The sequence below is a fragment of the Citrobacter sp. CK188 genome (assembly GCF_030333525.1).
Lineage (GTDB): Bacteria > Pseudomonadota > Gammaproteobacteria > Enterobacterales > Enterobacteriaceae > Citrobacter_B > Citrobacter_B koseri.
In genome coordinates this window covers 89,145-115,734 of the sequence record NZ_JAOWFU010000032.1, presented here as the reverse complement: position 1 = coordinate 115,734, position 26,590 = coordinate 89,145, and the positions used below count along the sequence as shown (strand labels likewise).

Annotated in this window: 23 protein-coding genes; 11 read left to right on the top strand and 12 right to left on the bottom strand. The window is 55.9% G+C overall.

Translation table 11 applies throughout. From position 1 onward, the window contains the following. From OGV67_RS11560 to OGV67_RS11545, 4 genes are all read right to left on the bottom strand, one after another. A partial coding sequence (locus OGV67_RS11560) for a DUF2931 family protein (RefSeq protein WP_286465559.1) occupies positions 1 to 372 on the bottom strand: 372 nt, incomplete at its 3' end. After that, on the bottom strand, positions 369 to 2,354 hold the full coding sequence (locus OGV67_RS11555; RefSeq protein ID WP_200003515.1) for an Hcp family type VI secretion system effector: 1,986 nt from the start codon (positions 2,352 to 2,354) through the stop codon (positions 369 to 371). The genes OGV67_RS11555 and OGV67_RS11560, both read right to left, overlap by 4 nt. Positions 2,355 to 2,579: 225 nt before the next feature. Continuing rightward, the gene (locus tag OGV67_RS11550; RefSeq protein WP_115614925.1) at positions 2,580 to 5,012 is read right to left on the bottom strand and encodes a glycyl radical protein; all 2,433 of its coding nucleotides are present in this window, start codon (positions 5,010 to 5,012) and stop codon (positions 2,580 to 2,582) included. A 4-nt stretch (positions 5,013 to 5,016) separates the two neighbouring features. Continuing rightward, positions 5,017 to 5,916, bottom strand: a complete 900-nt coding sequence (locus tag OGV67_RS11545; RefSeq protein ID WP_012133135.1) for a glycyl-radical enzyme activating protein — start codon at positions 5,914 to 5,916, stop codon at positions 5,017 to 5,019. Positions 5,917 to 6,051: 135 nt separating this feature from the next. Between OGV67_RS11545 and fsa the strand changes: the two genes are divergently transcribed. Next, positions 6,052 to 6,714: a fructose-6-phosphate aldolase gene (gene fsa, locus OGV67_RS11540; protein ID WP_115614924.1), complete on the top strand. Its 663-nt coding sequence runs from the start codon at positions 6,052 to 6,054 to the stop codon at positions 6,712 to 6,714. A gap of 159 nt (positions 6,715 to 6,873) precedes the next feature. On the opposite strand, the gene moeB is transcribed toward fsa, so the two are convergent. Both moeB and moeA read right to left on the bottom strand, forming a co-directional pair. Next, the gene (gene moeB / locus OGV67_RS11535; RefSeq protein ID WP_012133132.1) at positions 6,874 to 7,641 is read right to left on the bottom strand and encodes a molybdopterin-synthase adenylyltransferase MoeB; all 768 of its coding nucleotides are present in this window, start codon (positions 7,639 to 7,641) and stop codon (positions 6,874 to 6,876) included. Beyond that, positions 7,641 to 8,876: a molybdopterin molybdotransferase MoeA gene (gene moeA, locus OGV67_RS11530; protein WP_115614923.1), complete on the bottom strand. Its 1,236-nt coding sequence runs from the start codon at positions 8,874 to 8,876 to the stop codon at positions 7,641 to 7,643. Before moeA ends, moeB begins: the two co-directional genes overlap by 1 nt. A 205-nt stretch (positions 8,877 to 9,081) precedes the next feature. Between moeA and iaaA the strand changes: the two genes are divergently transcribed. The 5 genes from iaaA (at position 9,082) to gsiD (ending at position 15,419) form a co-directional block, all read left to right on the top strand. Further along, positions 9,082 to 10,023 carry a beta-aspartyl-peptidase gene (gene iaaA, locus OGV67_RS11525; RefSeq protein WP_115614922.1) on the top strand — a complete coding sequence of 314 codons (942 nt, stop codon included), beginning with the start codon at positions 9,082 to 9,084 and terminating at the stop codon, positions 10,021 to 10,023. Between the two features lie 10 nt (positions 10,024 to 10,033). Next, complete coding sequence (gene gsiA / locus OGV67_RS11520; RefSeq protein ID WP_024130503.1) at positions 10,034 to 11,905, top strand: glutathione ABC transporter ATP-binding protein GsiA; 1,872 nt, start codon at positions 10,034 to 10,036, stop codon at positions 11,903 to 11,905. A 35-nt stretch (positions 11,906 to 11,940) separates the two neighbouring features. Beyond that, the gene (gsiB, locus tag OGV67_RS11515) at positions 11,941 to 13,479 is read left to right on the top strand and encodes a glutathione ABC transporter substrate-binding protein GsiB (RefSeq protein ID WP_115614921.1); all 1,539 of its coding nucleotides are present in this window, start codon (positions 11,941 to 11,943) and stop codon (positions 13,477 to 13,479) included. 105 nt (positions 13,480 to 13,584) lie between these two features. Next, complete coding sequence (gene gsiC, locus OGV67_RS11510) at positions 13,585 to 14,505, top strand: glutathione ABC transporter permease GsiC (protein ID WP_012133127.1); 921 nt, start codon at positions 13,585 to 13,587, stop codon at positions 14,503 to 14,505. A 2-nt stretch (positions 14,506 to 14,507) separates the two neighbouring features. After that, positions 14,508 to 15,419: a glutathione ABC transporter permease GsiD gene (gsiD, locus tag OGV67_RS11505; protein WP_012133126.1), complete on the top strand. Its 912-nt coding sequence runs from the start codon at positions 14,508 to 14,510 to the stop codon at positions 15,417 to 15,419. Between the two features lie 128 nt (positions 15,420 to 15,547). Here gsiD and rimO read toward each other — a convergent pair whose 3' ends face one another. Further along, positions 15,548 to 16,873 (bottom strand): 30S ribosomal protein S12 methylthiotransferase RimO, encoded by a 1,326-nt coding sequence (rimO, locus tag OGV67_RS11500; RefSeq protein WP_024130502.1) that lies wholly within the window; start codon positions 16,871 to 16,873, stop codon positions 15,548 to 15,550. A 231-nt stretch (positions 16,874 to 17,104) separates the two neighbouring features. Here rimO and bssR point away from each other — a divergent pair, with 231 nt between their 5' ends. Beyond that, entirely contained in the window at positions 17,105 to 17,488 is a 384-nt protein-coding gene (bssR, locus tag OGV67_RS11495; RefSeq protein WP_024130501.1) for a biofilm formation regulator BssR, read from the top strand. A gap of 103 nt (positions 17,489 to 17,591) precedes the next feature. Next, entirely contained in the window at positions 17,592 to 18,707 is a 1,116-nt protein-coding gene (locus OGV67_RS11490) for a PQQ-dependent sugar dehydrogenase (RefSeq protein WP_047457915.1), read from the top strand. On the opposite strand, the gene OGV67_RS11485 is transcribed toward OGV67_RS11490, so the two are convergent. Then, complete coding sequence (locus tag OGV67_RS11485; RefSeq protein ID WP_049008548.1) at positions 18,704 to 19,330, bottom strand: glutathione S-transferase family protein; 627 nt, start codon at positions 19,328 to 19,330, stop codon at positions 18,704 to 18,706. The two genes, OGV67_RS11490 and OGV67_RS11485, sit on opposite strands and share 4 nt — an antisense overlap. Before the next feature lie 244 nt (positions 19,331 to 19,574). Here OGV67_RS11485 and dacC point away from each other — a divergent pair, with 244 nt between their 5' ends. Further along, a complete protein-coding gene (gene dacC / locus OGV67_RS11480) occupies positions 19,575 to 20,777 on the top strand; it encodes a serine-type D-Ala-D-Ala carboxypeptidase (protein ID WP_024130500.1) in 1,203 nt (400 codons plus the stop codon). Positions 20,778 to 20,883: 106 nt separating this feature from the next. Here dacC and deoR read toward each other — a convergent pair whose 3' ends face one another. Together deoR and ybjG are read right to left on the bottom strand one after the other, a co-directional pair. Next, entirely contained in the window at positions 20,884 to 21,642 is a 759-nt protein-coding gene (gene deoR, locus OGV67_RS11475) for a DNA-binding transcriptional repressor DeoR (protein WP_115614920.1), read from the bottom strand. A gap of 71 nt (positions 21,643 to 21,713) precedes the next feature. Beyond that, positions 21,714 to 22,322 carry an undecaprenyl-diphosphate phosphatase gene (gene ybjG, locus OGV67_RS11470; RefSeq protein ID WP_110494498.1) on the bottom strand — a complete coding sequence of 203 codons (609 nt, stop codon included), beginning with the start codon at positions 22,320 to 22,322 and terminating at the stop codon, positions 21,714 to 21,716. Between the two features lie 312 nt (positions 22,323 to 22,634). Between ybjG and OGV67_RS11465 the strand changes: the two genes are divergently transcribed. Continuing rightward, positions 22,635 to 23,867, top strand: a complete 1,233-nt coding sequence (locus OGV67_RS11465; RefSeq protein ID WP_115614919.1) for an MFS transporter — start codon at positions 22,635 to 22,637, stop codon at positions 23,865 to 23,867. 38 nt (positions 23,868 to 23,905) lie between these two features. Here OGV67_RS11465 and OGV67_RS11460 read toward each other — a convergent pair whose 3' ends face one another. Together OGV67_RS11460 and OGV67_RS11455 are read right to left on the bottom strand one after the other, a co-directional pair. Next, positions 23,906 to 24,721, bottom strand: a complete 816-nt coding sequence (locus OGV67_RS11460; RefSeq protein WP_012133115.1) for a Cof-type HAD-IIB family hydrolase — start codon at positions 24,719 to 24,721, stop codon at positions 23,906 to 23,908. After that, on the bottom strand, positions 24,721 to 25,929 hold the full coding sequence (locus tag OGV67_RS11455) for an MFS transporter (protein WP_115614918.1): 1,209 nt from the start codon (positions 25,927 to 25,929) through the stop codon (positions 24,721 to 24,723). Before OGV67_RS11455 ends, OGV67_RS11460 begins: the two co-directional genes overlap by 1 nt. Before the next feature lie 86 nt (positions 25,930 to 26,015). Here OGV67_RS11455 and OGV67_RS11450 point away from each other — a divergent pair, with 86 nt between their 5' ends. Continuing rightward, positions 26,016 to 26,558: a TetR/AcrR family transcriptional regulator gene (locus OGV67_RS11450; RefSeq protein WP_047457895.1), complete on the top strand. Its 543-nt coding sequence runs from the start codon at positions 26,016 to 26,018 to the stop codon at positions 26,556 to 26,558. The last annotated feature ends 32 nt before the right edge of the window (positions 26,559 to 26,590 follow it).

Sequence of the window (26,590 nt, the reverse complement as noted above, 5' to 3'; positions counted from 1 at the left end):
GGTCTCGTAAGTTTGTTTGTCGATATAGGATTCCCAGCAGAAGACAATGTACTGAGGCGGTTTTTTGACTTTGTTGAAAACGACGCTACCGCCAAAGGCCACATCAGTCCATTTGTCCACGGATTCTGAGTCGCGGGACGTCGGGTCAAGCGTATTAAAGGTATACAGATAACCATCCGTGTCTATCACCCGGGCATGAAGCGTTTCCGCTGGTAGCTCATAGGGCGTGATAAAGGAAAAACTCCACTCGCCATAAGGCAGCGTCCAGTCACCACTGGCGGCCTGTTTTGACTGCAAAGGGTGAGGTTTCTGTGGGCTGCAGCCAGTGATTGACAGTAATAGTGTAAGTGTCAGTACGTAATGCCTTTTCATCGTTTTTTTCCGTCCCTGTTGTAAATCGTTCTTAGCCAGTCCTCGTCCGGCCGGTTCACAAAGCTGATGGTTTCGCAGGCTGAAGCGCCACCCTGTAATTCCCCGTTCTGTCTGAGATCTACGGCGTTCCAGTGGGCCGAGCAGTGGATATAGTTTTGGGCAATCAAATCCACGTCTTCAGGCGAAAAACCGTTGACGGCTGCATGCCGGCGAGCTGCTTTTCCCATCTCACGGGCATGTTCGCATAACGGTTTCAGTTCATCAGGCAGCGCATGTCCTCTGGTTTTGTCTACGTCAGCAAACAACGCCCCAGCTTCGACTGCGGCATCGACCATTACCCGTAGCGCAACCTTCGACCAGTCATAGCTGACCGTGCGATGGCGCAACGTCAGCGCGGCAAAGGTGCGTTTTTGCGGCTGGCTGTAGCGATCCGCTGGCGCTAAATCGTCCTCCCATACTTCCGGGGTAATAGCGTTGGTACGAATGACGGGCATGATGGCCGGCGAATGCTCCAGCACGCGCAGCTGCGCCATCGTCTGCCGGTAAACGTGAGATTGCGCGCTTGGTTGATTATGAGGCAGGGTTTCCACCAGCGGGCGGGTGAGAAAGAGGTCTTCCCACAGCTGCGGCAGATACCCGCCGCCGATATCGGAATGGGCGCCGGGAAGCGACAGCTCCGGCCAGACCGGGGCAACGCTGTTGAGGGCGAAGTTATAGCGGCACTCGTGTTGGGCGATAATGTGAAACACCTTTTGCGCCACGCCGGGGCGCAGGCGGATGTTGACGTTTCCGGTATCTGCGTTGTGCGGGTTAAGGCCGTTAGCCACCGTACCCACTGCCGCCACGGTGTCCATAATGCCGAGAAAGCGGGTTTTGCCCGATGATGCACCGCTATAGCTCACTTTGCCCATGCCTGCCGAAATTGCATTGGCAATAGCGGGATCTGCTGACTGGACGCGGTTGGCAAAGTGGCGGGCAGCGGCTGCACCGCGACTGAAACCGAAGATATCAAACAGCAGGGTATCGACAACATACTTACCGTTTAAACGAGATCGTGTTTTCTTTATTCCGGCTTCAAGTTGCGCCACCGCATCGTCAGTTTTGGCGATAATCCCGGTTTCTGCGGTGCCCAGCCCCAGGCCTATCGGGTTATCAGGCTCGCCAGCGCGTGTGCCAATGCCCTCAACATAGACAGCACCTTGCATATAGTTGCCGTCAGGTGGAAAGGTTTGTTTATATAACTCATTCAACCAATGAATGTTCGTATAATACCCCAGATAACTACCCGCCCCAATCCCGCTAATCCCCATCTTCTCCGATGCATTCTTGGAGAGAATGGTTGCCGCATCCGGGCTGTTGATATCAAAGTGCTGCGCCGTTAGCGCCTCAAGCATGTTCCGGGTATTCACCGCGTTATTACCCGTGCCATCAAAGAATACCCCCAGCACCAGCGTTACCTTACGCTCCGGCGGCTCTTTGAGAAGCGTGACCTTCTGCATCACCGGGAAAAGACGACCATAATTATCCGGCGTCAGCAGGTAATCGAATTCGGTACCGGCGATGAGATGACGACTCAGAATATAATCGTAATCCACCGATATATATTCATAGTGCATATCGTTCATTTTAGCTAACTGATTAACAGATCGTATTGTTGCACCGCGAAGTTCGATAAGATAAAACTTTTCCATGTGTCCGTGTTTATTAGTACGGTAAATATCAAACGTCAGTTTTAGACGTTCATTATTATTAATGGCGTTATTGAGTAATGGAGAGCTTTTATCCAGGAGTTTGCAAAATTGCAGAACGTGGTGATGGATACGTCCGTTAACGCCGTCCACTGCCTGCGTCAGGCTGAAAACAAAGATTTCATTTTCGTGTCCCAACTGATAGCGGTTACCAACAGAGGCCAGTGAACCACAACCTGCAGAAATCTTTCCCTGAATATCACCCTCCAGCGTTAAATAAATAATGTTACTCATTTGCTTTCCTGAGTGGGGTGTTTAATCAGGAATAAGCCTAATGATAAAACTGAGGTGTTAACCTGTTATTAATCAAATTAAACGGAAAAAGTGGCCATTATTTAAACGTAAAAGGAATAACTAACATGTTAAATTATAGTGGGTACGGAAAGAAGTATCTTATTATCAGCGTAGTCATATGCAAAAAATCCCCAGCAATGTATGCCGGGGATTTGTGTCTACAAATTAAAGTGTATGTTCAGTACGGGCGATGATATCGTCCTGCGCATCCGGCGACAGTGCGGTAAAGAAGGCGGAATAACCGGCCACCCTGACCACCAGATCGCGATACTGATCCGGGTGCTTCTTCGCGTCCAGCAGCGTTTCGCGCGACACGATGTTGTACTGAATATGCCAGCCTTTATGCACTTCGAAGAAAGTGCGCAGCAGTATCATCAGCTTCTGCTTGTCGGATTCGTTCTCCAGCGTCGCCGGGTTCAGCTTCTGGTTGAGCAACACGCCGCCGAGAATTGAGCCGGTAGGCAGTTTGCCGACGGAGCCAATAACCGCCGTTGGACCGAGATGGTCAGTACCGGAAGCCGGGCTTGCCCCTTCCGCCAGCGGGGTATGCGCTTTACGGCCATCCGGCGTCGCCATCGTTGCCGCGCCAAACGGTACGTTTGCAGAGATGGACGAGGTTCCGGCGTAATAGTTGCCGCCGGTCGGGCCGCGACCGTAACGCGGGTTGTGATACTGCTTCAGCTCGTCGATATAGGTCTGATAAGCGCGGGCCAGCAGGGTATCGACGGTGTCATCGTCGTTACCGTATTTTGGCGCGCCGTTGATCAGCCGCTGGCGTAACTGTTCATGAGTGAGGCCTTCAAAGTCATCGGCCAGTGCGGCGGCAAGCTGCTGTTGGCCGATAGCCCCCTGTTCAAAGACCAGTTTTTTCACCGCCGCCAGGCTGTTGCCGAGGTTAGCGATACCGACCTGCAAACCGGAAACCCAGTCATATTTCGCGCCGCCTTGCTTGATGCTCTTCGCGCGTTCGATGCAATCATCCACCAGCGCCGAGCAGAGAATGTCATGGACGTTCTCTTCCAGCATGGTGTCAACCACGTACTCGATTTCGATCGACTTGCGCGTGTAGTAGCGAATCTGCGTATCCCAGGCGTCCATCACTTCATCGAAGCTGGTGAAGTTACCGGCGGAGAGCGCCTTTTCCTGCGGCAGGAAGACTTTACCGCTGGTGGCGTCGCGACCGCCTTCCAGCGCTGCCAGCATCACGCGGGCAAAGTTAATGAAGCTCATGCCGGTGCAGCGGTAGCCCCATTTGCCGCCCACGGCGGTTTCGATACAGCCGATGGCCGCGTAGTCGTAAGCGTCTTGTGGGTCGATACCGAGTTTAATAAATTCCGGGATAACGATTTCGTCGTTGTTGAACGCGGGCATCCCAAAGCCGCAGCGAATAACCTGCACGCAGGCATCGAGGAAGTCGTTGCTCATTCCGGCGTGATAGCGCACGCTGAGGTTCGGCTGGGTGGAACGCAGGCGGCCGCAGGACTCCAGAATAGCGTAAGAGAGCGGATTGACCGCATCCACCGGCTGACCGTTGACCAGACTCTGACCGCCAATGGTGACGTTCTGATACAGCGGGCTGCCCGCAGAGGCTTTGGAGTGAGAGCCGGAGCGGATCTTGTTCACTTCCAGCAGCTTCAGCCAGCAGCTGTGCAGCAGTTCAATCGCGTGTTCGCGATCCAGCGTCTGGTTTTGCTCTACATCACGACGGTAATACGGCCAGAGATACTGGTCCATACGTCCAAACGAGACGGAGTGGCCGTTAGACTCGATTTGCAAAATCAGCTGGATGAAATAGCACAGTTGCAGCGCCTGCCAGAACGTCTGCGGCGGCTGATGGGCGATGAGATCGCAGTTCTCCGCCATCGCCAGCAGTTCGTCACGGCGGCTTTCACGGCTTTCTGTCGCCGCCATCTGACGCGCCAGGTCGGCAAAACGTTTGATGTGCAGGCTGACCGCCTCCAGCGCGATATCAATCGCTTTCAGGAACTGCTCGCCGTGCAGGTCTTCCAGTTCGGTCAGGTTAATGCGCGAACGGCGTTCCGCCACCTTGTCACGCAGACCATCAAGACCTTTTTCCAGCAGCAGCGGGAAGTTTACCGCCAGGTGCGCGTCGCCGGAGGTCATGTTGCCCTCGGCTTTAATGATGCCGGTTTCCAGCAGACCTTTTTGCTCATCGGTAAACATGCCGTAGCAGCGGTCCTGTACCGTCTGACCACGCCACCACGGACACACGGCGTGTAAAACGCGTTTGTTCTCTTCGCTGACCGCAAAACCGGCGCCAGGGCGATCGGCCAGATCGTCGATCTCTTTTTCAATCCACGAGACGGTGTATTCCGGGAAGATCGGCGCGGCGCGCACTTCGCTTGCCTGGTTGCCGATAATCAGTTCGTCATGTTTGATCCAGATAGTGCGTTCTGCCAAATGGTGCGCCAGCGCCAGCGCGCGACGAACCGGAATCGGCTTATCCAGATGTTGCTGATACATCTCGGTGTAGTGCTGCGCGCGCTCCGTACATACGGGCGGCTTCACAATGTGCACCAGCGCGGTTTTATGCGCTTTGATGCGGTCGCTGAGCGTATCCAGTTTCAGTGTGGTCATGGGATTATCCTCGTAAAGTCGCGGTTAAACCTTTGCTGCTGGCGTACTGCTGCGCAAAATCAAGCAACGCGGGCGCATCAAGTGGTTTGTCCGGGGCATAGTAGGGCTGACTGAGTAAGTGGTATTTATTGATGCCCAGCGTGTGATAGGGCAGAAAATGGATCTCACCGACGTGCAGTTCGTCGGCGGCAAAATCGGTAATGGCTTTGATCGCCTCTTCATCGGCGTTAAAACCCTGAATGAGCGGCACGCGGATGATCATTTTTTTACCGGCGGCAGCGAGCTTTTTCAGGTTTTCCAGTACGCGAGAAGCGCTGCCATCGGTCCACTGCTTAAACGGCGCCTCGGCAACGTGTTTTAAATCGGCGAGGAACAGATCGACATTCGGCAGGGAAGGTTCGATATATTTCCACGGTACGTGCAGACAGGTTTCGACCGCGGTATGGATACCCGCATCATGGCTGGCTTTGAACAACGCGGCGGCCAGTTCCGGCTGCATAAAGGGCTCGCCGCCGGAGAGCGTTATACCGCCGCCGCTGCGATCGTAAAACGGCTTGTCGCGCAGTACGGTGTCCATGATCTCTTCCACGCGCTTTGTTTCGCCGCAGACGGTTAACGCCTGAGTAGGGCAGCAGTGGGTGAGGGCGTCCATATGCGCATCGGTCAGTTTTTCGCGATGAATAAGCAGGCCGTTCAGCGCGCGTTCGATCACCTCTGGCGCGGCTTGTGCGCACAGCGTGCACCCGTCAAGGCACAGGCGCGCATCGTATAAGAGATCTCTGGCGCGTGCGCGGCTTTCCGGGTTCTGGCACCAGCGGCAGCCCAGCGAGCAGCCTTTCAGGAAGACAACGGTGCGAATGCCGGGGCCATCATGGGTAGAATAGCGCTGAATATTGAAAATCATAAACGGCCTCTCTTTCTTTCGTATAAAGATTAAATAACTTTCGAATGAAAGTTATGTTGACGCAGGTCAACTCTCAGAGAGGTTTTGTCGTGATAGTCTTAAACTATGCAAAATCTCACAGTTTGAGGAATGGTTATGGAACTCTATCTGGATACGTCTGACGTTGAGGCCGTGAAATCGCTGGCGCGTATATTCCCGCTGGCAGGGGTGACGACGAATCCCAGTATCGTGGCGGCAGGTAAAAAACCGTTGGAGGTGTTACTCCCGGAATTGCACGACGCGATGGGCGGACAGGGGCGTTTATTCGCTCAGGTGATGGCGAGCACGGCGCAAGGAATGGTCAGCGATGCGCGTAAGCTGCGGGCGATTATTCCTGATATCGTGGTAAAAGTGCCGGTTACAGCCGAAGGACTGGCAGCGATTAAGTTGTTGAAATCGGAAGGTATTCCGACGCTGGGGACGGCGGTTTACGGCGCGGCGCAGGGGTTGTTATCCGCGCTGGCGGGTGCCGACTACGTTGCGCCTTACGTTAACCGTGTGGACGCACAGGGCGGGAACGGTATTCAGACGGTTAATGATTTGCAGCAGCTACTGAAAATGCACGCCCCGCACGCCAAAGTGCTGGCGGCCAGTTTTAAAACGCCGCGTCAGGCGCTGGACTGCCTGTTGGCCGGGTGTGAATCCATCACCCTGCCGCTGGATGTCGCGCAGCAGCTTATCAGTTACCCGGCTGTCGATGCCGCAGTAGCGAAGTTTGAGCACGACTGGCAGGGCGCGTTCGGACGAACGTCACTTTGAGCGACGCGTACGCCGCCATCCGGCAACATGCCCGGGGCGCTGCGCTTGCCGGGCCTACAAACCATCGTCAGGCCGGATAAGGCGTTAGCCGCCATCCGGCAACATGCCTGGGGCGCTGCGCTTGCCGGGCCTACAAACCATCGTAGGCCGGATAAGGCGTCAGCCGCCATCCGGCACCTGTGCTCCGCATACCTCGCAACCCGGATTGCGCATTAATTTCATTTCGCGGAACTGACAGGTCATCGCGTCGTACATCACAATTTTGCCGGATGCGGGTTGACCGTAATGCGCCAGCAATTTGATGGCTTCCATCGCCTGCAATGAACCGATCACCCCTATCAGCGGCGCCATGACGCCCGCTTCCACGCAGGTGAGGGCGTTCTCGCCAAACAGACGGCTCAGACAGCGGTAGCAGGGTTCGCCTTCCTGCCAGGTAAAGACGGTGATCTGTCCTTCCATACGGATGGCGGCGCCGGAAACCAGCGGCACTTTGGCGGCGAAACATCCGGCATTAAGCTGATTACGGATGGCAACATTGTCAGTACAGTCCAGCACCAGATCGTGCCCGGCGATAAGCGCATTCAGCGCCGGTTCGTCCAGCAGGGCGTTGATCGGTGTAAGGGTGATATAAGGGTTGATGCGCGCCAGCGCCTCGCGCGCCGAATCCACCTTCGGCTGCCCGACGGTGGCATCGCTGTGCAGCGTCTGGCGTTGCAGGTTCGACACTGAAACGGTGTCAAAGTCGAGCAGCGTGAGCTGCCCAACGCCCGCGCCCGCGAGGTACTGCGTTGCCGCACACCCGAGTCCGCCCAGGCCAACGACCAGCACCCGTGCATCCTTTAGTGCTTCCTGTCCTTCAAAATCGAACCCTCGCAGAATGATTTGCCGGTTGTAGCGCATCATCTCCTGGTCGCTGAGTTCCGCCATTACAGGCCTCCAAACAGCGCGTTAAACGGCTCGACTTCCACCCATTCGCCCGCGTCAACGTTGCCGCGATCGCGTTCCAGCACGATAAAACAGTTACCCATGCTAAAGGAGCTGAAAATATGCGAACCTTGGTGTCCCGTGGTGGTGACTTCCAGTTCGCCGTCGGCCGTGCGTTGCAGAATGCCGCGCTGAAAATCAAGACGACCCGGCGTTTTCTTCAGCCGTGAAGCGGTACGCACGCGCTGACGCGCTGGCAGACCGCTGGCGATATTGCCGCTAAGTTTCGCCAGCAACGGCTGCACGAGCTGATAGAACGTCAGCGCCGCAGAGACCGGGTTGCCCGGCAGACCGCAGAACCAGCTGTTGCTCAGTTTACCGAAGGCGAACGGTTTGCCCGGTTTAATCGCCAGTTTCCAGAACGCGATTTCCCCCAGCTCTTCGAGGATCGTTTTGGTGTAATCCGCCTCGCCCACTGAAACGCCGCCAGAGCTGATAACCACATCGGCCTGGCTGTCAGCTTCGATAAAGGCGGCGCGTAGCTGCTGCGGGTTATCGCGAATGATCCCGAGATTGATCACCTCGCAGCCTAACTGCTCAAGCATCAAGTGTACGGTTAAGCGGTTGGTATCATAAATTTGCCCGTCGCCCAGCGGCTGACCCGGCAATTGCAGTTCATCGCCGGTGGAGAACAGCGCCACGCGCACTTTGCGCACGACCTGCGCTTCGGCGATGCCCAGCGAAGCCAGTACCGGCAGTTCTGCGGTGGTCAGGCGAGTCCCCGCCGGGAAAACCACGGCGTCATGGGTGATGTCTTCCCCACGGCGGCGGATGTTTTGCCCGCTACGAACGTCAGCGGTAAAGCGGATGCCCTCGTCGGTTTGCTCCGTCTGTTCCTGCATGATCACCGCCTCACACCCCGCAGGCACCGGCGCGCCGGTCATAATGCGGATACAGGCGCCAGCAGGCCATTCCCCCTGGAACGGTTGCCCGGCAAAGGCTTTCCCCGCCACCGGCAGCGGTTTACCAGCGGTCAGATCCGCCAAACGCACCGCGTAACCGTCCATTGCGGCGTTATCGAATCCCGGAACGTCCAGCGGAGAGACCACATCGTTTGCCAGGATACGGCCAAAACAGTGAACCAGCGGCAGGGTTTCGAATGCCGTGAGTGGCGTAATGCGCGACAACATCTGGGTGAGCGCCGTTTCAAGCGGCATCAGTCCGGCGGTAAATTCCATGAAAACACTCCTGCGAGGCAAAATCGAATCCGTCTATTATGTCAGAAAATGCGGGCAGGCTGTATGCCACCTCAGACTTAGGGGCTGGCCCTTTACCTTTACATGCCGCCTGCATCTTTCTATATTCAAAAATCGAATCAATAACTCACAACAATTCTGATATTTATAGGGAAAGTTGTGTGCCACCGCTAACGGACGACAAATAATGGGCAAAGCAGTCATTGCTATTCACGGCGGCGCAGGCGCAATTACGCGCGCACAGATGAGCCAGGAGCAGGAACAGCGCTATATTCAGGCGCTGTCGGACATCGTCGAAACAGGACAGAAAATGCTGGAGGCGGGCGAAAGCGCGCTGGATGTGGTGACGGAAGCGGTGCGTTTGCTGGAAGAGTGCCCATTATTCAATGCCGGGATCGGCGCGGTTTACACGCGCGACGCCACCCACGAGCTGGATGCCTGCGTCATGGACGGCAATACGCTTAACGCAGGCGCTGTCGCTGGCGTTCGCCATTTACGCAACCCGGTGCTGGCCGCCAGGCTGGTGATGGAGCAAAGCCCGCATGTGCTGATGATGGGGGACGGGGCGGAAGCGTTTGCGGCTTCCCGGGGGATGGAGCGCGTTTCTGCCGATCTTTTCTCCACGCCTGAGCGCTATGCGCAACTGCTGGCGGCGCGTGACGCCGGAGAAATGGTGCTCGACCATAGCGGCGCGCCGTTGGATGAAACCACTAAAATGGGCACCGTGGGCGCGGTGGCGCGGGATCGGTTTGGTAATCTGGCGGCGGCCACGTCGACGGGCGGCATGACGAATAAACTGCCTGGTCGCGTAGGCGACAGCCCGCTGGTCGGGGCTGGGTGTTACGCCAACAATGCCAGCGCGGCGGTTTCCTGTACCGGAACGGGCGAGGTGTTCATCCGCGCATTGGCGGCCTACGATATCGCCGCGCTGATGGACTACGGCGGACTCAGCCTGGCGGAAGCCTGCGAGCGTGTGGTCATGGAGAAATTGCCTGCGCTGGGCGGCAGCGGTGGGCTGATTGCCGTCGATCACGAAGGCAACGTCGCCCTACCTTTTAACAGCGAAGGCATGTATCGCGCCTGGGGATATGCCGGAGATACGCCAACGACGGGGATCTACCGGGAGTGAGGAGCAACAGGTGCCACACAGTCACGAATTAGACGCCAGCGACGTACTGGCGGTCAAAAATTTGAACATTGCGTTCGAGCAGGAGCAGCAACGCGTCAGCGCGGTGCGCAATGTATCGTTTCGGCTTCAGCGAGGCGAAACGCTGGCGATTGTCGGTGAATCGGGATCGGGGAAATCCGTTACGGCGTTATCGTTGATGCGCCTGATCGAGCAGGCGGGCGGCGACGTTCACTGCGATCAGATGCTGCTTCGGCGGCGTAATCGCCAGGTCATTGAACTGGGAGAGCAAAGCGATGCGCAGATGCAGCGCGTGCGCGGCGCGGATATCGCCATGATCTTTCAGGAGCCGATGACCTCGCTTAACCCGGTATTTACCGTGGGTGAGCAGATTGCCGAGTCCATTCGTCTGCATCAGGGGGCGAGTCGCGAAGAGGCAATGGCGGAAGCGAAACGGATGCTTGACCAGGTGCGTATTCCTGAGTCGCAGGCCATCTTATCGCGTTACCCGCATCAGCTTTCTGGCGGGATGCGCCAGCGGGTGATGATCGCGATGGCGTTGTCGTGCCGCCCGGCGGTGCTGATTGCCGATGAACCGACCACCGCGCTGGACGTCACGATTCAGGCGCAGATCCTGCAACTGATCAAAGTGCTGCAACAGGATATGTCGATGGGGGTGATTTTTATCACCCATGATATGGGCGTGGTGGCCGATATTGCCGATCGCGTCCTGGTGATGTATCAGGGCGAAGCGGTGGAGACCGGCAGCGTTGAGCAAATTTTCCACGCGCCGCAGCACCCTTATACCAAAGCGCTGCTGGCCGCCGTGCCGCAGTTAGGCGAGATGAGCGGACACGATCTGCCGCGCCGCTTTCCGCTGATTTCACTGAACGATCCCGATCGTGTGGAACCGCAAACCGAGCAGGACACGGTGGTGGCAGGCGATCCGATCCTGCAAGTGCGCAACCTGGTGACGCGTTTTCCGCTGCGTAGCGGCATTCTTAACCGCGTGACCCGTGAAGTGCATGCGGTGGAAAACGTCAGCTTTGATCTCTGGCCTGGCGAAACGCTCTCGCTGGTGGGGGAATCCGGCTGTGGTAAATCGACCACCGGGCGGGCGTTGCTGCGGCTGGTGGAGTCGCAGGCTGGCGAAATTACCTTCAACGGGCGGCGGATCGACACGCTTCCTGCCGGTAAGTTACAGCCGCTACGGCGAGATATTCAGTTTATTTTTCAGGACCCTTACGCTTCGCTCGACCCGCGCCAGACGGTGGGTTACTCCATAATGGAACCATTGCGGGTGCATGGTTTGCTGGAAGGCGAGGCGGCCGCGTCGCGGGTGGCGTGGTTGCTTGAGCGCGTAGGATTGCGCCCGGAACATGCGTGGCGTTATCCGCATGAGTTTTCTGGCGGCCAGCGTCAGCGTATCTGCATCGCCCGCGCGCTGGCGCTGAATCCAAAAGTGATTATCGCCGATGAGTCAGTCTCCGCGCTGGATGTCTCGATTCGCGGGCAGATCATTAATCTGTTGCTCGATTTGCAGCGGGAAATGGGCATCGCGTATCTGTTTATTTCACACGATATGGCGGTGGTGGAGCGCATCAGTCATCGCGTGGCGGTGATGTATCTGGGGCAGATTGTGGAAATCGGCCCCCGCCGGGCGGTGTTTGAAAATCCGCAGCATCCCTATACCCGTAAATTAATGGCGGCAGTACCGGTGGCCGATCCTTCCCGGCACAGGCCGCAGCGTGTGCTGCTGTCGGACGATATCCCCAGCAACATCCGTAAACGTGGGGAGGAGATCGCGCCCGCTCCATTGCAGTTAGTCGGGCCGGGGCATTATGTCGCGCGCCCGCAGGCAGAAAATGCGTTATCGCGTTTATAACATCTCATAAAACAGGCAGGGTTCAGGAGAATAATATGACAACATTTGTAACCCGTAATTGGCTGGTTGCGCTGAGCGTCGCTTCTGCACTGGCGGCATCTCCGGCGTTTGCTGCTAAAGATGTGGTGGTAGCGGTAGGCTCTAATTTCACCACGCTCGATCCGTACGATGCGAACGACACCTTATCGCAGGCGGTGGCGAAGTCGTTTTATCAGGGGCTGTTTGGTCTTGATAAAGACATGAAGCTAAAAAATGTGCTGGCTGAAAGCTACACCGTTTCCGACGATGGCCTGATCTACACCCTGAAGCTGCGCGAGGGGGTAAAATTCCAGGACGGCACCGACTTTAACGCAGCGGCGGTGAAGGCCAACCTCGATCGCGCGAGCGATCCAGAAAACCATCTCAAACGCTACAACCTGTATAAAAACATCGATAAAACCGAAGCGGTCGATCCGACGACGGTAAAAATTACGCTGAAACAACCGTTCTCGGCGTTTATCAATATTCTGGCGCACCCGGCGACGGCGATGATCTCTCCGGCCGCGTTGGAAAAATACGGTAAGGACATTGGCTTCCATCCGGTCGGCACCGGGCCGTATCAGCTGGATACCTGGAACCAGACTGATTTCGTGAAAGTGAAGAAATTTGCGGATTACTGGCAGAAAGGCTTACCTAAACTGGATACGATCACCTGGCGTCCGGTAACGGACAACAACACCCGCGCGGCAATGCTGCAAACCGGGGAAGCGCAATTTGCATTCCCGATCCCTTACGAGCAGGCGACAATTCTGGAGAAAAACAAAAATCTACAGTTGGTTGCCAGCCCGTCGATCATGCAGCGTTACATCAGCATGAATGTGACGCAAAAACCGTTCGATAATCCGAAGGTGCGGGAAGCGCTGAACTACGCCATCAACCGTCAGGCGCTGGTCAAAGTGGCCTTTGCCGGTTATGCGACGCCTGCCACGGGCGTAGTGCCGCCAGCCATTGCGTATGCGCAGAGCTACGCGCCGTGGCCTTACGATCCGGCGAAAGCGCGCGAACTGCTGAAAGAGGCGGGCTATCCGAATGGGTTTAGCACCACGCTGTGGTCGTCTCATAACCACAGCACCGCGCAGAAAGTGCTGCAATTTACGCAACAGCAGCTGGCGCAGGTCGGTATTAAGGCGCAGGTAACGGCGATGGACGCCGGGCAGCGTGCGGCAGAAGTGGAAGGCAAGGGGCAGAAAGAGAGCGGTGTGAGGATGTTCTACACCGGCTGGTCGGCTTCCACGGGGGAGGCGGACTGGGCGTTGTCACCGCTGTTTGCCTCGCAAAACTGGCCGCCAACGCTGTTCAATACTGCGTTCTACAGCAACAAGCAGGTTGATGACGACTTAGCGGCAGCGCTGAAAACCAACGATCCGCAGGAGAAAGCGCGCCTGTATAAAGAGGCGCAGGACACCCTCTGGAAAGAGTCCCCCTGGATTCCGCTGGTGGTGGAAAAACTGGTCTCAGCCCACAGTAAAAATTTGACGGGTTTCTGGATCATGCCGGACACTGGCTTCAGTTTTGATGACGCGGATTTGCAGTAAGCAACGCGCGCCCGATGGTTTTATCCGGCTTGCAGACGCAGTTCGTTGCAGGTCGGATAAGGGATTTACGTCGCCATCCGGCAAAAGGTTTGTAAAGGGAGCCTGATGCTTAATTATGTGCTTAAGCGCCTGCTGGGGTTGATTCCGACCCTGTTTATTGTGGCGGTGCTGGTGTTTTTATTTGTTCATCTGTTGCCTGGCGATCCGGCGCGGCTGATTGCCGGGCCGGAGGCTGACGCGCAGGTGATTGAACTGGTGCGCCAGCAGCTTGGTCTCGATCGGCCGTTGCATATCCAGTTCTGGCATTACATGACTAACGTGTTGCAGGGAGATTTCGGCACGTCGATGGTGTCTCGTCGTCCGGTATCGGCAGAGATTGCCAGCCGCTTTATGCCGACGCTGTGGTTGACCATCACCAGTATGGTATGGGCGGTACTGTTCGGGATGACCGCCGGGATTATCGCCGCCGTCTGGCGTAATCGCTGGCCGGACAGACTCAGCATGACGCTGGCGGTAACCGGGATTTCGTTCCCGGCGTTCGCACTGGGGATGCTGCTGATGCAGATATTCTCCGTTGAGCTGGGGTGGTTGCCGACCGTGGGCGCAGATAGCTGGCAGCACTATATTCTTCCCTCCATCACGCTTGGCGCCGCCGTTGCGGCCGTGATGGCGCGCTTTACCCGAGCGTCGTTTGTGGATGTCCTCAGTGAAGACTATATGCGCACCGCGCGCGCGAAAGGGGTCAGCGAAACCTGGGTGGTGCTGAAACACGGTCTGCGTAACGCCATGATCCCGGTTGTGACCATGATGGGGTTGCAGTTTGGCTTTCTGCTCGGCGGTTCGATTGTCGTCGAGAAGGTCTTTAACTGGCCCGGACTGGGGCGATTGCTGGTTGATTCAGTGGAAATGCGCGACTACCCGGTGATTCAGGCTGAAGTGCTGCTGTTTTCCCTGGAGTTTATTCTTATCAATTTAGTGGTGGATGTGCTCTATGCCGCCATTAACCCGGCTATCAGGTACAAGTAAGGATGCGATTATTTAACTGGCGCCGTCAGGCGGTTTTAGATGCCATGCCGCTGGTCAAACCCGACCGGGTGCGTACGCCGTGGCATGAATTCTGGCGGCGTTTTCGCCGTCAGCATGTGGCGATGATCGCAGGGATATTTGTGCTGTTGCTGATCCTGGTGGCGATATTCGCCCGCTGGCTAACGCCTTTCGATGCGGAAAATTACTTTGATTACGATCGCCTGAATGACGGTCCTTCGGCGGCGCACTGGTTTGGCGTGGACTCGCTGGGGCGGGATATTTTCAGCCGCGTCCTGGTCGGGGCGCAAATTTCGCTGGCGGCCGGTGTTTTCGCCGTCTTTATCGGCGCGGCGCTTGGCACGGTGCTTGGGCTAGTTGCGGGCTATTACGAAGGCTGGTGGGACCGGCTGATTATGCGTATTTGCGATGTGCTGTTCGCGTTTCCGGGCATTCTGTTAGCGATTGCGGTCGTGGCGGTGCTCGGTAGCGGTATTGCGAATGTGATTATCGCCGTCGCTATCTTTTCTATCCCCGCGTTTGCCCGTCTGGTGCGCGGAAACACATTAGTGCTGAAACAGCAGACGTTTATTGAGTCGGCGCGCAGTATTGGCGCCAGTGACGCGACGATTTTGTTCAACCATATTTTGCCCGGCACGGTCTCGTCGATCGTGGTCTTTTTCACTATGCGCATCGGGACGTCGATTATTTCTGCGGCAAGCCTGTCGTTTCTGGGGTTAGGCGCGCAGCCGCCAACGCCGGAGTGGGGGGCGATGCTCAATGAAGCGCGGGCGGATATGGTCATCGCGCCGCATGTGGCGATTTTTCCGGCGGTGGCGATTTTCCTGACGGTGCTGGCGTTTAACCTGCTGGGCGACGGGCTACGCGACGCGCTGGACCCGAAGATTAAGGGGTGAATGTAGAACCGTAGGCCTGATAAGCATGTAGGCCTGATAAGACGCCTCAGCGTCGCCATCAGGCATTGCGCCCGATGGCGGCATAAATGCCTTATCCGGCCTACGGGTTTTACGATAATTTGGGCGAATTAAACGCGGCTGCCCCACAGGTCATATTCGTCGGCGTTATCAACTTTCACGCGGATAACGTCGCCGGGTTTAACGTTGGTTTCACCGTTGAGGTAGACCGCGCCGTCGATTTCCGGTGCGTCAGCCATGCTGCGGCCAATCGCGCCTTCTTTGTCAACCTCGTCGATAATGACCAGGATTTCGCGCCCCACTTTCTCTTGCAGACGTTCTGCGGAGATCTGCTGTTGCAGCTGCATAAAGCGGTTCCAGCGCTCTTCTTTCACCTCTTCCGGCACCTGATCCGGCAGCGCGTTCGCGCCAGCGCCTTCGACCGGGCTGTACTTGAAGCAGCCGACGCGATCCAGGCGCGCCTCTTTGAGGAAGTCGAGCAGCATCTGGAAATCGTCTTCCGTCTCGCCAGGGAAACCGACGATAAAGGTCGAACGCAGGGTCAGTTCCGGGCAAATCTCACGCCACTGTTTGATGCGCGCCAGTTGGCGATCGACAGCGCCCGGACGCTTCATCAGTTTGAGAATGCGCGGGCTGGCATGTTGCAGAGGGATATCCAGATACGGCAGGATTTTGCCCTCCGCCATCAGCGGGATCACGTCATCAACGTGCGGATAAGGGTAGACGTAGTGCAGGCGCGTCCAGATGCCCAGTTTTGACAACTGCTCGCAAAGGTCGACCATGCTCGTTTTTACCGGCTCGCCGTTGTGGAAACCGGTGCGGTGCTTCACATCCACGCCGTAAGCGGAGGTATCCTGGGAAATGACGAGGATCTCTTTCACGCCCGCATCGACCAGACGTTTGGCCTCGCTTAACACTTCGCCAATCGGACGGCTGACCAGATCGCCGCGCATGGACGGAATAATGCAGAAGGTGCAGCGATGGTTGCAGCCTTCAGAAATCTTCAGGTAGGCGTAGTGACGCGGGGTCAGCTTAACGCCCTGTTCCGGCACCAGGCTCAGGAACGGGTTGTGCTTCGGTTTTGGTACGTAATGGTGAACGTGTTCCAGAACCTGCTCATAGCTATGCGGCCCGGTGATTTCCAGCACTTTAGGGTGCACTTCACGGATCTGATCGACTTTCGCGCCCAGGCAGCCGGTGACGATCACCTTGCCATTTTCAGTCAGCGCTTCACCAATCGCTTCCAGAGACTCCTGTACGGCGCTGTCGATAAAGCCACAGGTATTGACGATCACCATGTCGGCGTCGTCGTAGCTCGGTACGACGTCATAGCCTTCGGTACGCAGTTCAGTCAGGATTCGCTCCGAATCAACCAGGTTTTTCGGGCAGCCCAGGGAAACGAAGCCGATTTTCGGCTGGCGGGTTACATTGCTCATAGCTTAAAAATTGTTCAGTTATTGGAATGGTCAGGGCAGGGATTCTACAGAGATCCGGGCAAAAAATGTATCGCTATCTCATCGCCTGTGCGGGTAAGCGCGCCACGGGGTTTATAGCAAATATGTAAAGTATGTTAATACCGAGTGAATTATTGATCTCAGGCAGCACTTTGTTCAAAAAATGACCATACTATTAAGTTGCAGTATGGTTGGAAAGAGGAGGAACAAGGTATGGTCGTTGACAGACTAAGAACCGAGCTACTTAACAAGCTGATAAACGCCCGAATCGATCTCGCCGCTTATTTGCAGTTAAGAAAGGCGAAAGGCTATATGTCAGTCAGCGAAAGTGATCATCTGCGTGACAACTTTTTTGAACTGAATCGTGGGCTTCACGATAAATCACTGCTGCAAGGTCTGCATCTGGATCAGGAAGAATGGAATGCTTTACATCGTGCTGAAGGCGCACTGGCAGCTGCCGCAGTATGTCTCATGAGCGGACACCATGACTGTCCGACGTTTATCGCCGTCAACGCAGAGAAACTTGAAAACTGTCTGACAACATTGACGCTGAGTATCCAGAGCCTGAAAGCGCAATCACCGCTTGAACAGGTCTAAGTCAGGGGGAGGCGACTCCCCCTTTTCGTTAAGTTTTTGTAAAAATCAATCCGCGCTGTCCCTTGCTGACTACGCTTTAACGCAGGGTCATACAGGAGGCGGTATGCGTCGGACACTTTTCTCTGTTGCCTTATTGGCACTGTTTTCTCCCTTCGTGAATGCAGAAACCCCGGCGGTGAAGGTGGAGGTTTTGCAGACCAAACTTGATCATCCTTGGGCGCTGGCTTTTCTGCCGGATAACCGCGGTATGTTGATAACTCTCAGAGGCGGCCAGCTTCGTCACTGGCAGGCGGGTAAAGGGCTTTCCGATCCGATAACGGGTGTGCCGAAGGTCTGGGCGAACGGGCAGGGGGGATTACTGGACGTGGCGCTCGCTCCTGATTTTGAGCAGTCTCGCCGCGTCTGGCTCAGTTTTTCTGAGGCCGATCGCGAGGGGAAAGCCGGAACGGCGGTAGGCTTCGGGCGACTCAGCGATGACCTGAAGCATCTGGAGGAATTCCAGACCGTTTTTCGTCAGATGCCGAAACTCTCAACCGGTAATCATTTCGGCGGACGACTGGTTTTTGATGGCAAAGGCCATCTGTTTATCGGGCTTGGCGAAAATAATCAGCGCCCTACCGCACAGGATCTGGACAAGTTGCAGGGAAAAGTGGTGCGCCTGACCGACCAGGGGAGCGTGCCGCCGGATAATCCCTTTGTGAATCAGACCGGCGCGCGCCCTGAGATCTGGTCGTACGGCATACGTAACCCGCAGGGTATGGCGATAAACCCGTGGAGCGATGCGTTGTGGTTGAATGAGCATGGCCCGCGCGGCGGCGATGAAATCAATATCCCCGAAAAAGGTAAAAATTATGGCTGGCCGCTGGCAACCTGGGGCATCAACTACAGCGGCTTTAAAATCCCGGAAGCGAAAGGTGAAATTGTCGAGGGAACGGAGCAGCCGATCTTCTACTGGAAAAAATCGCCAGCGGTCAGCGGCATGGCGTTTTATAACAGCGACACGTTCCCTCAATGGAAGCAGAAACTGTTTATCGGCGCGCTGAAAGAGCAGGATGTGATTGTCCTGAGCGTTAACGGCGATAAGGTGACGGAGGACGGACGGATTCTGGGCGACAGAGGGAAACGTATTCGCGATGTGCGCGCAGGACCCGACGGTTATTTATATGTCTTAACCGACGAGTCCGACGGAGAACTGCTGAAAGTCAGCCCACGCGCTTAGCTGACCGGGATCATCACCGTTTTACGAAATGCCGGACGTTCGGTAAGTTGCTGATACCAGCGCTCAAGGTGAGGGCGCGGCGTCCAGCTCAGGCCAACGTTAAACAGGTTGTAGACGAAGGGGGCGATCGCGATATCCGCCGTGCCGAACTCCGCGCCGGAGAACCAGGTCTGGCTGGCCAGCGCCTCATCAAGAATGCCAAACAGGCCGTCGCAGACGTTGGCGCCGGCGTCGATCGCCGCCTGGTCGCGCTGCTCCGGCGGGGTGCGGACTAAACCCATCAGGATCACACGATGCGCCGGGCTTAACGTCTGGTTTGCCCAGTCCATCCACTTTTCCCCTTCTGCCCGTCGCGCCGGAGAGTCTACCCACAGACGCTTTTGCCCATACTGCGCCGCCAGATAGCGGACGATGGTATTGGACTCCCAGAGCAAAACGTCCGTTTCATCATCGCGCAGCAGCGGCACCAGGCCATTCGGGTTCATCGCCAGATAGTCAGCGTCATGATTCAGCCCGAACTGCCCGCCTGCCAGAATTTGCGTATAAGGCAGCTCCAGTTCGTCGAGCGTCCATCGCACTTTTTTGACGTTGGTTGAGTTATTCCGTCCCCACAGCGTAATCATAGTTACCCCTCAAATTGTTCTGCAATCGGTATCCGACTCGTCCCATGGTGGGATAAAGCTAACATTTACGCAACAGCTTGCAAAAAAATCCTCACGGAGGCAGCGCAGCGTGGCGTTATTGCATAAACTTTAAAAACTTTACCAACTTACGGTTTCTTTAAGTTCGTTAGTGCGTTATTACTCACCGCACTTATAACACGGTGGTATGGCGTGTTTTTTTGGAATGGATACTCGGGTGGCATTTATGACGCAATACTCTTCTTCCCTTCGTAGTCTTGCTGCGGGTTCAGCACTCTTATTCCTTTTTGCGCCGACGTTACAGGCGGCTGAGCAGACAACGGCGCCGCCGAGCGTTGATGCGCGCGCGTGGATTTTAATGGACTATTCCAGCGGCAAGGTGCTGGCGGAAGGCAACGCCGACGAGAAACTGGACCCCGCCAGCCTGACCAAAATTATGACCAGTTACGTCGTCGGGCAGGCGCTGAAGGCCGGAAAAATTCAGCTCACGGATATGGTGACGGTAGGAAAAGACGCCTGGGCCACGGGCAACCCGGCTCTGCGCGGTTCGTCGGTCATGTTCCTTAAACCCGGAGATCAGGTCTCGGTATCCGATCTCAACAAGGGTGTGATTATCCAGTCGGGTAACGACGCCTGTATTGCGCTTGCGGATTATGTTGCCGGAAGCCAGGAGTCGTTCATTGGTTTGATGAATGGTTACGCGAAAAAACTGGGGCTGACCAACACAACGTTCCAGACGGTTCACGGGCTGGATGCGCCGGGGCAGTTTAGTACCGCGCGTGATATGGCGCTGCTGGGCAAAGCGCTGATCCATGATGTGCCGGAAGAGTACGCCATTCACAAAGAAAAAGAGTTCACTTTCAACAAGATTCGCCAGCCGAACCGTAATCGCCTGCTGTGGAGTTCTAATTTGAACGTTGATGGCATGAAAACCGGGACAACGGCAGGCGCCGGATACAATCTGGTGGCCTCTGCGACTCAGGGAGATATGCGTTTGATCTCCGTCGTGCTGGGGACGAAAACCGATCGCATCCGTTTTAATGAGTCAGAGAAATTGTTGACCTGGGGCTTCCGCTTCTTTGAAACGGTGACACCCATTAAACCAGACGCGACTTTCGTGACTCAGCGCGTCTGGTTTGGGGATAAGAGCGAGGTGAATCTGGGCGCGGGAGAGGCGGGTTCCGTGACGATTCCGCGCGGACAGCTGAAAAACCTGAAGGCCAGCTTTACGCTGACTGAACCGCAGCTGACCGCGCCGTTGAAGAAAGGCCAGGTTGTCGGCACCATCGACTTCCAACTCAACGGAAAGTCCATTGAACAGCGTCCGCTGATGGTGATGGAAAACGTGGAAGAGGGCGGCTTCTTTGGGCGGATATGGGACTTCGTCCTGATGAAATTCCACCAGTGGTTTGGCGGCTGGTTCTCTTAATCGCGGTGACGGTGCCGGATGGCGCTAACGCTTATCCGGCCTACGATACGTGCATATTTGTAGGCCGGATAAGGCGCGGCAGCGCCGCCATTCGGCAAACCTTACATCAATACATCAACGTAATGCGCTGCGCTTTGGTATAATCGACAAACTCATCGTCGGGGCGGCAGTCGCTCACTACCGCATCAAAACGCGTTAATTCCCCCATCCGCGCGGGGCGCACCTTGCCGAATTTACTGTGATCCACCACCAGAACATGGTATTGCGCCATCGACATGGCCCAGTGTTTCACCGGCAGTTCTTCGAGGTTAAAACAGGTTGCCCCTTTGCTGATATGAACGCCTGCGGCGGAATAAAAGGCGATATCAGGGCAGATATTATTCAGGGTTTCCTGAAAATCGAGCGGTTTGAAAATGGCGTTGCTGGCGTGAAATTCCCCGCCGCACAGAATCGCCCGGCATAGCGGTTTTTCCTGGAGCGCCAGAAACGTATTCAGGGAATAACAGACGGCGGTGAAAGGCAATTCGTTATCAATGGCTTCAATGATCCACGGCGTGGTGGTGCCGCAGTCAAAAAAAATCGTCTGATGCGCCTGTACCAGACCGGCGGCCAGCTGCGCGGCGCGGCGCTTCTCTTCAACCAGGCGGGATTTTTGATCGCTCAATAAATAATGGCTGGCGCTGCGGGGTTCCAGAACAATATACCCGCCCAGTAACACGACGGGCGCGCTTTTATTATTCAGGTCGCGACGAATGGTCATCTCCGATACGCCCAGCAGAGTCGCGGCTTCTTTCAGGTGTAATTTATCGCTGCGTTTTAGCGCTTGCAGCAATTGACCAATACGCTCGTCGCGTCGTGTTTCCATAATTCCCCTGGACAGTTGAATAAGCACTCTGCACAGTACAGAGCGCTTAATACTACTCTTTTTTCACCAGGTTAGTCACGTACCCAGCCTTTACGAATGGGCAGCGCGAAGCAGACGCGGTAGCACGTTTGTAGGCCGTGGTAGAGAGCAACCCCATATTTTTGCCACAGCATTTGCGTGCTCAGGCAGCCGATCATCCCGACCAGCAAACCGCCGAGCATATCCAGCGGCCAGTGAACGCCGAGGTAAACGCGTGACCAGGCGACCGTCACGGCCAGTACCATGAGCAGTATGCCAGACCAGACGCGGTGCCAGAATAAAAACGCCAGCGCAAAGGTAAAGACAACGGTGCCGTGGTCGCTCGGGAAGGAGTCATCGGGCGCGTGATGCAGGAAGTTATAGCCGATACGATCGACAAAAGGGCGATCGTGCGGGAAAAGATGTCCCATTATCCAGGAGATCGTCAGGCTGATGAGCAGCGCGATACCCATTTTAATCACCAGCTGGCGTTGAGCGCAGACCCGATCGCGCGGCCCCCATAACCAAAGCACAACGGCCAGCAGCGGCACGATGTTAATCAAATCTCTGGCAATAAAAATGGCCAGAGCGATCATCCACTGTGCGGAGTCGGGGGTGGCATTGATTAAGTAAAACAGCGAGTTGTTAAGGTTTTCCAGCATAACATCCAGACTCAGTACAGTGATTAAACGAAACGACCCTACGTGCTCCGGGTAAGGGCGAGAATACAAAGTGCCGCAACGGGGGGAAAGCGGTATTGTCTTATTTACCTGTAAAATGAGGAAATTTAAGACAATGGCGCGAGCTTATTCGCCATGATAGCGCCAGCAACTTAAATTAACCTTAAAGCAAAAGGTCACGAAGGATGATTATGTAAAAATGTGCGCATTTTGTTTTTAAATCACATAATTCGCTATCTCAGGTAACGTACTTTCATTACACTTTGCGCGATTTTTTATTTGCGAAGAGATTGCATGCAAAACCTTTCACAAACAGGCGTCCGGCTCGGACGTCAGGCACTGCTTTTCCCTCTCTGTCTGGTGCTTTACGAATTTTCTACGTATATCGGCAACGATATGATCCAGCCGGGGATGCTGGCGGTGGTGGAACAGTATCAGGCCGGGATCGACTGGGTTCCGACCTCGATGACCGCCTACCTGGCGGGCGGGATGTTTTTGCAGTGGCTGTTAGGGCCGCTGTCGGATCGTATTGGACGCCGCCCGGTGATGTTAGCGGGCGTGATCTGGTTTATCGTCACCTGCCTTGCCACACTGCTGGCGCAAAACATTGAGCAGTTCACCCTGCTGCGTTTTTTGCAGGGGGTAAGCCTGTGCTTTATTGGCGCCGTGGGGTACGCCGCCATTCAGGAATCCTTTGAAGAAGCGGTGTGTATCAAAATTACGGCGCTAATGGCTAACGTTGCCCTGATTGCGCCGCTGCTGGGGCCGCTGGTGGGCGCCGCCTGGGTGCATGTTCTGCCGTGGGAAGGGATGTTTGTTCTGTTTGCCGTACTGGCGGCGATTGCTTTTGTCGGCTTACAGCGCGCGATGCCGGAGACCGCGACCCGCCTCGGCGAGAAGCTGTCGCTTAAAGAACTGGGGCGGGATTACAAGCTGGTGCTGAAAAACGTGCGGTTTGTTGCCGGCGCGCTGGCGCTGGGGTTCGTCAGCCTGCCGCTGCTGGCGTGGATTGCCCAGTCGCCGATCATTATCATCAGCGGTGAGCAGCTCAGCAGCTATGAATATGGCTTGTTGCAGGTTCCTGTCTTTGGCGCGCTGATTGCCGGGAATCTGGTGCTGGCGCGGTTGACCTCCCGGCGAACGGTGCGCGCATTGATTATCATGGGCGGCTGGCCGATTGTGGCGGGATTGCTGATCGCCGCAGCCGCGACGGTGGTCTCTTCCCATGCGTATCTATGGATGACGGCGGGTCTGAGCGTCTACGCTTTTGGCATCGGCGTGGCGAACGCGGGGCTGGTGCGTCTGACCCTGTTTGCCAGCGATATGAGCAAAGGCACGGTTTCTGCGGCGATGGGGATGTTGCAGATGCTGATCTTTACCGTGGGTATTGAAGTAAGCAAGCATGCTTATCTGAGCGGCGGCAACGGCTTATTCAGCCTCTTCAACCTGGCGAACGGCATTCTCTGGCTGCTGCTGATGGTTATCTTCCTGAAAGACAAACGGGTAGGGGATTCACAGGAAGGGTGAGGCCGTCCGGCGCAGCGCCATCAGGCCTCAAAGAGGCATTACCCACTGAACGGGGCTTCGTTTTTCAGCACGCGGTCGATAACGTCCAGCACGCCTTCCGCGTTATTCGAGCCCGCCCGATATTTCGCCGCAGAGGCCACCGCCGCTCCGGCGTTTTCCATCGCAAAACTGAATCCGGCCTGACGCAGCATCTCAATATCATTGCCGCCGTCGCCAAACGTCACGACCTCATCATTGTTAATCCCCCAGCGTTGTTGCAGCAGACGCAAGCCGTTCGCTTTGTGTACGCCGGGAATGATCAAATCGATGCTGCCGTAACCGGTGTGAACCGGCACCATGATATCGCCAATCGCATCATGCAGCGCCGTCTGAACCTGGGGAATACGGTCATCAGTAATGTTGAGGCCGAATTTAAAGAACACGTCATTGATGTTGTCGAAGCTGTCCACGAACTCAAGGCGATGGTAGTACATCGCCGCAACCTGTTTCAGTTCATCGTTGTACTGTTTCAGGGTATAGGCGCTGTTTTTACCGCAGGCGATGATTTCAATATCCGCGCGGGTCAGCAGATGATCGACAACGGCAGCAAAATCCTCTTTCGCCAGTTCGCCGTTGAACACGTCTTCGCCCTCGCTGACCACCCAGCCGCCGTTTTCAGCGACAAAGGCGATTTCGTGGGCGATCTCTGGAAAGAAAGAGATTAACTGGTAATACTGATTACCGCTGGCGACCACAAAACGGATGCCTTTCTGCTTCATTAGCCGATACTGCGCCATAAACCGGTCGCGATTATAGGTTTTTTGATCGCTCAAAAAGGTGCCATCCATGTCTACCGCAATTAGCTTGATACCCATTAACTATTCTCCATAACAGATTGAGTGTTCGATGTTGGTTTGGCGACAGCCTTCGCGACAAGAGCGGCCAGGATGACCAGCGCCAGCACAACCAGCATTGCGCTGCGCAAACCATAATGTTCGCCAAGATAGCCCAGCAGCGGCGGCCCCACCAGGAAGGCCAGATAACCGGTTGTCGCCACCACGCTGACGCGGGTTGGCGCGTCCGGGCCGGTATCGCTGGCCGCTGAAATCGTTAGCGGGAAGCCAAGCGACGCCCCAAGCCCCCAGAGAATAACGGAAACGCCCGCGACCCAGGCGCTGTCGACGAAGATAATCAGACCAATACCGAGCGCTCCCATTAGCGCGCTGGCGCGGACTACCGCCACGCGGCTATAACGGTCGATAAACCAGCCGCCGGTAAAGCGCCCGACGGTCATACCGAGCGTAAAGCCCGCATAAATCAGCGAGCCGGACGTTGGGCTGAAGCCGTGACCATCCACCATCAGAAGCGGCAGCCAGTCGTTGGCGGACCCTTCAGCGAAGGCCATTGCCAGTACCACCACGCCGATCAACAGTAGCTGGACATCGCGATAAAAAGGTACGCCTTTTTCCGTTGTGTGGGCGCCGTTGGCGGCGTTTTTCCCCGTGCCGTCGGGAATGGCGCGAATAGCAATAAAAATGGGGGCGATCGCGACGAGAGCCGCCAGCAGGATATGAGCGTTGGCAGGGACGTTAAAGGCGGTTAGCGCCATGCCGACGCCAGCGCCAGCCAGCGTACCGAAGCTGTAAAAACCGTGCATCATCGGCAGGACGGTTTTATTCATTTCACGTTCAACCGCCGCCCCTTCGACGTTGATAGCGACTTCGGCGGCGCCAAAGCTGGCGCCGAATACGCCTAAGCCAAGCGCAAAAACCAGCGGAGAAGCGAACCACAGCGCAATGCTGAGGATAACCATCCCCGCAACGGCGCAGGACATGGTGGTCTGAATGACGTTGCGCGTGCCAAATCGTTTTACCAGCCAGGCGGAACACAGAATACCGCTCATCGAACCGATGGAAAGCCCAAACAGCACCGCCCCCATTTCTGCCGTTGATACCGAAAGGATATCGCGAATGGCGGGGGTGCGGGTTGCCCATGAGGCCATCAACAGCCCTGGCAAGAAGAAGAACATAAAAAGCGCCCAGGTCCGGCGTCTTAAGGCTTTACGTGATGAGATGGCGGTCATTGATTCAAACTGAAAAAAGAGAATACAGGGGACAACACTAGCAAGTTTGTGTACATTTGTACACAAACGTGATGAGAGGAAAAGCAGTGCGACGAGCTAACGATCCCCTGCGGCGAGACAAAATCGTTCAGGCCACGCAGGAAGCGATAATAACGCATGGCATTCACGGCGTTACGCACCGCAAAATCGCGGCGATAGCGCAGGTGCCGCTCGGGTCGATGACCTATTATTTTTCGGGAATCGATGAGTTGCTGATCGAGGCGTTAAGCCGGTTTACAGAAACAATGTCGCACCAGTTTCAGTCATTCTTTGCCGATGTCACGAACGTTCAGGACGCCTGTCACGCCATTACCGACATGATCTACAGCTCGCTGGTGACTACGCCAGATAATATGGAGCTGATGTACCAGCTGTATGCCTTCGCCAGCCGAAAACCGGCGCTGAAAACGGTGATGCAGAACTGGATGCAGCGCAGTCAGCAAACGCTGGAGCAGTGGTTTGAACCGGTGACCGCCCGTGCGCTGGACGCGTTTATCGAAGGCATGACCCTCCATTTCGTCACCGACAGAGCGCCTTTAACGCGGGACGATATTCTGGTCATGGTGAAGCGTATTGCCGGGCAGGCGTGAAATTCAGGCAACAAAAAACCCATCAACCTTGA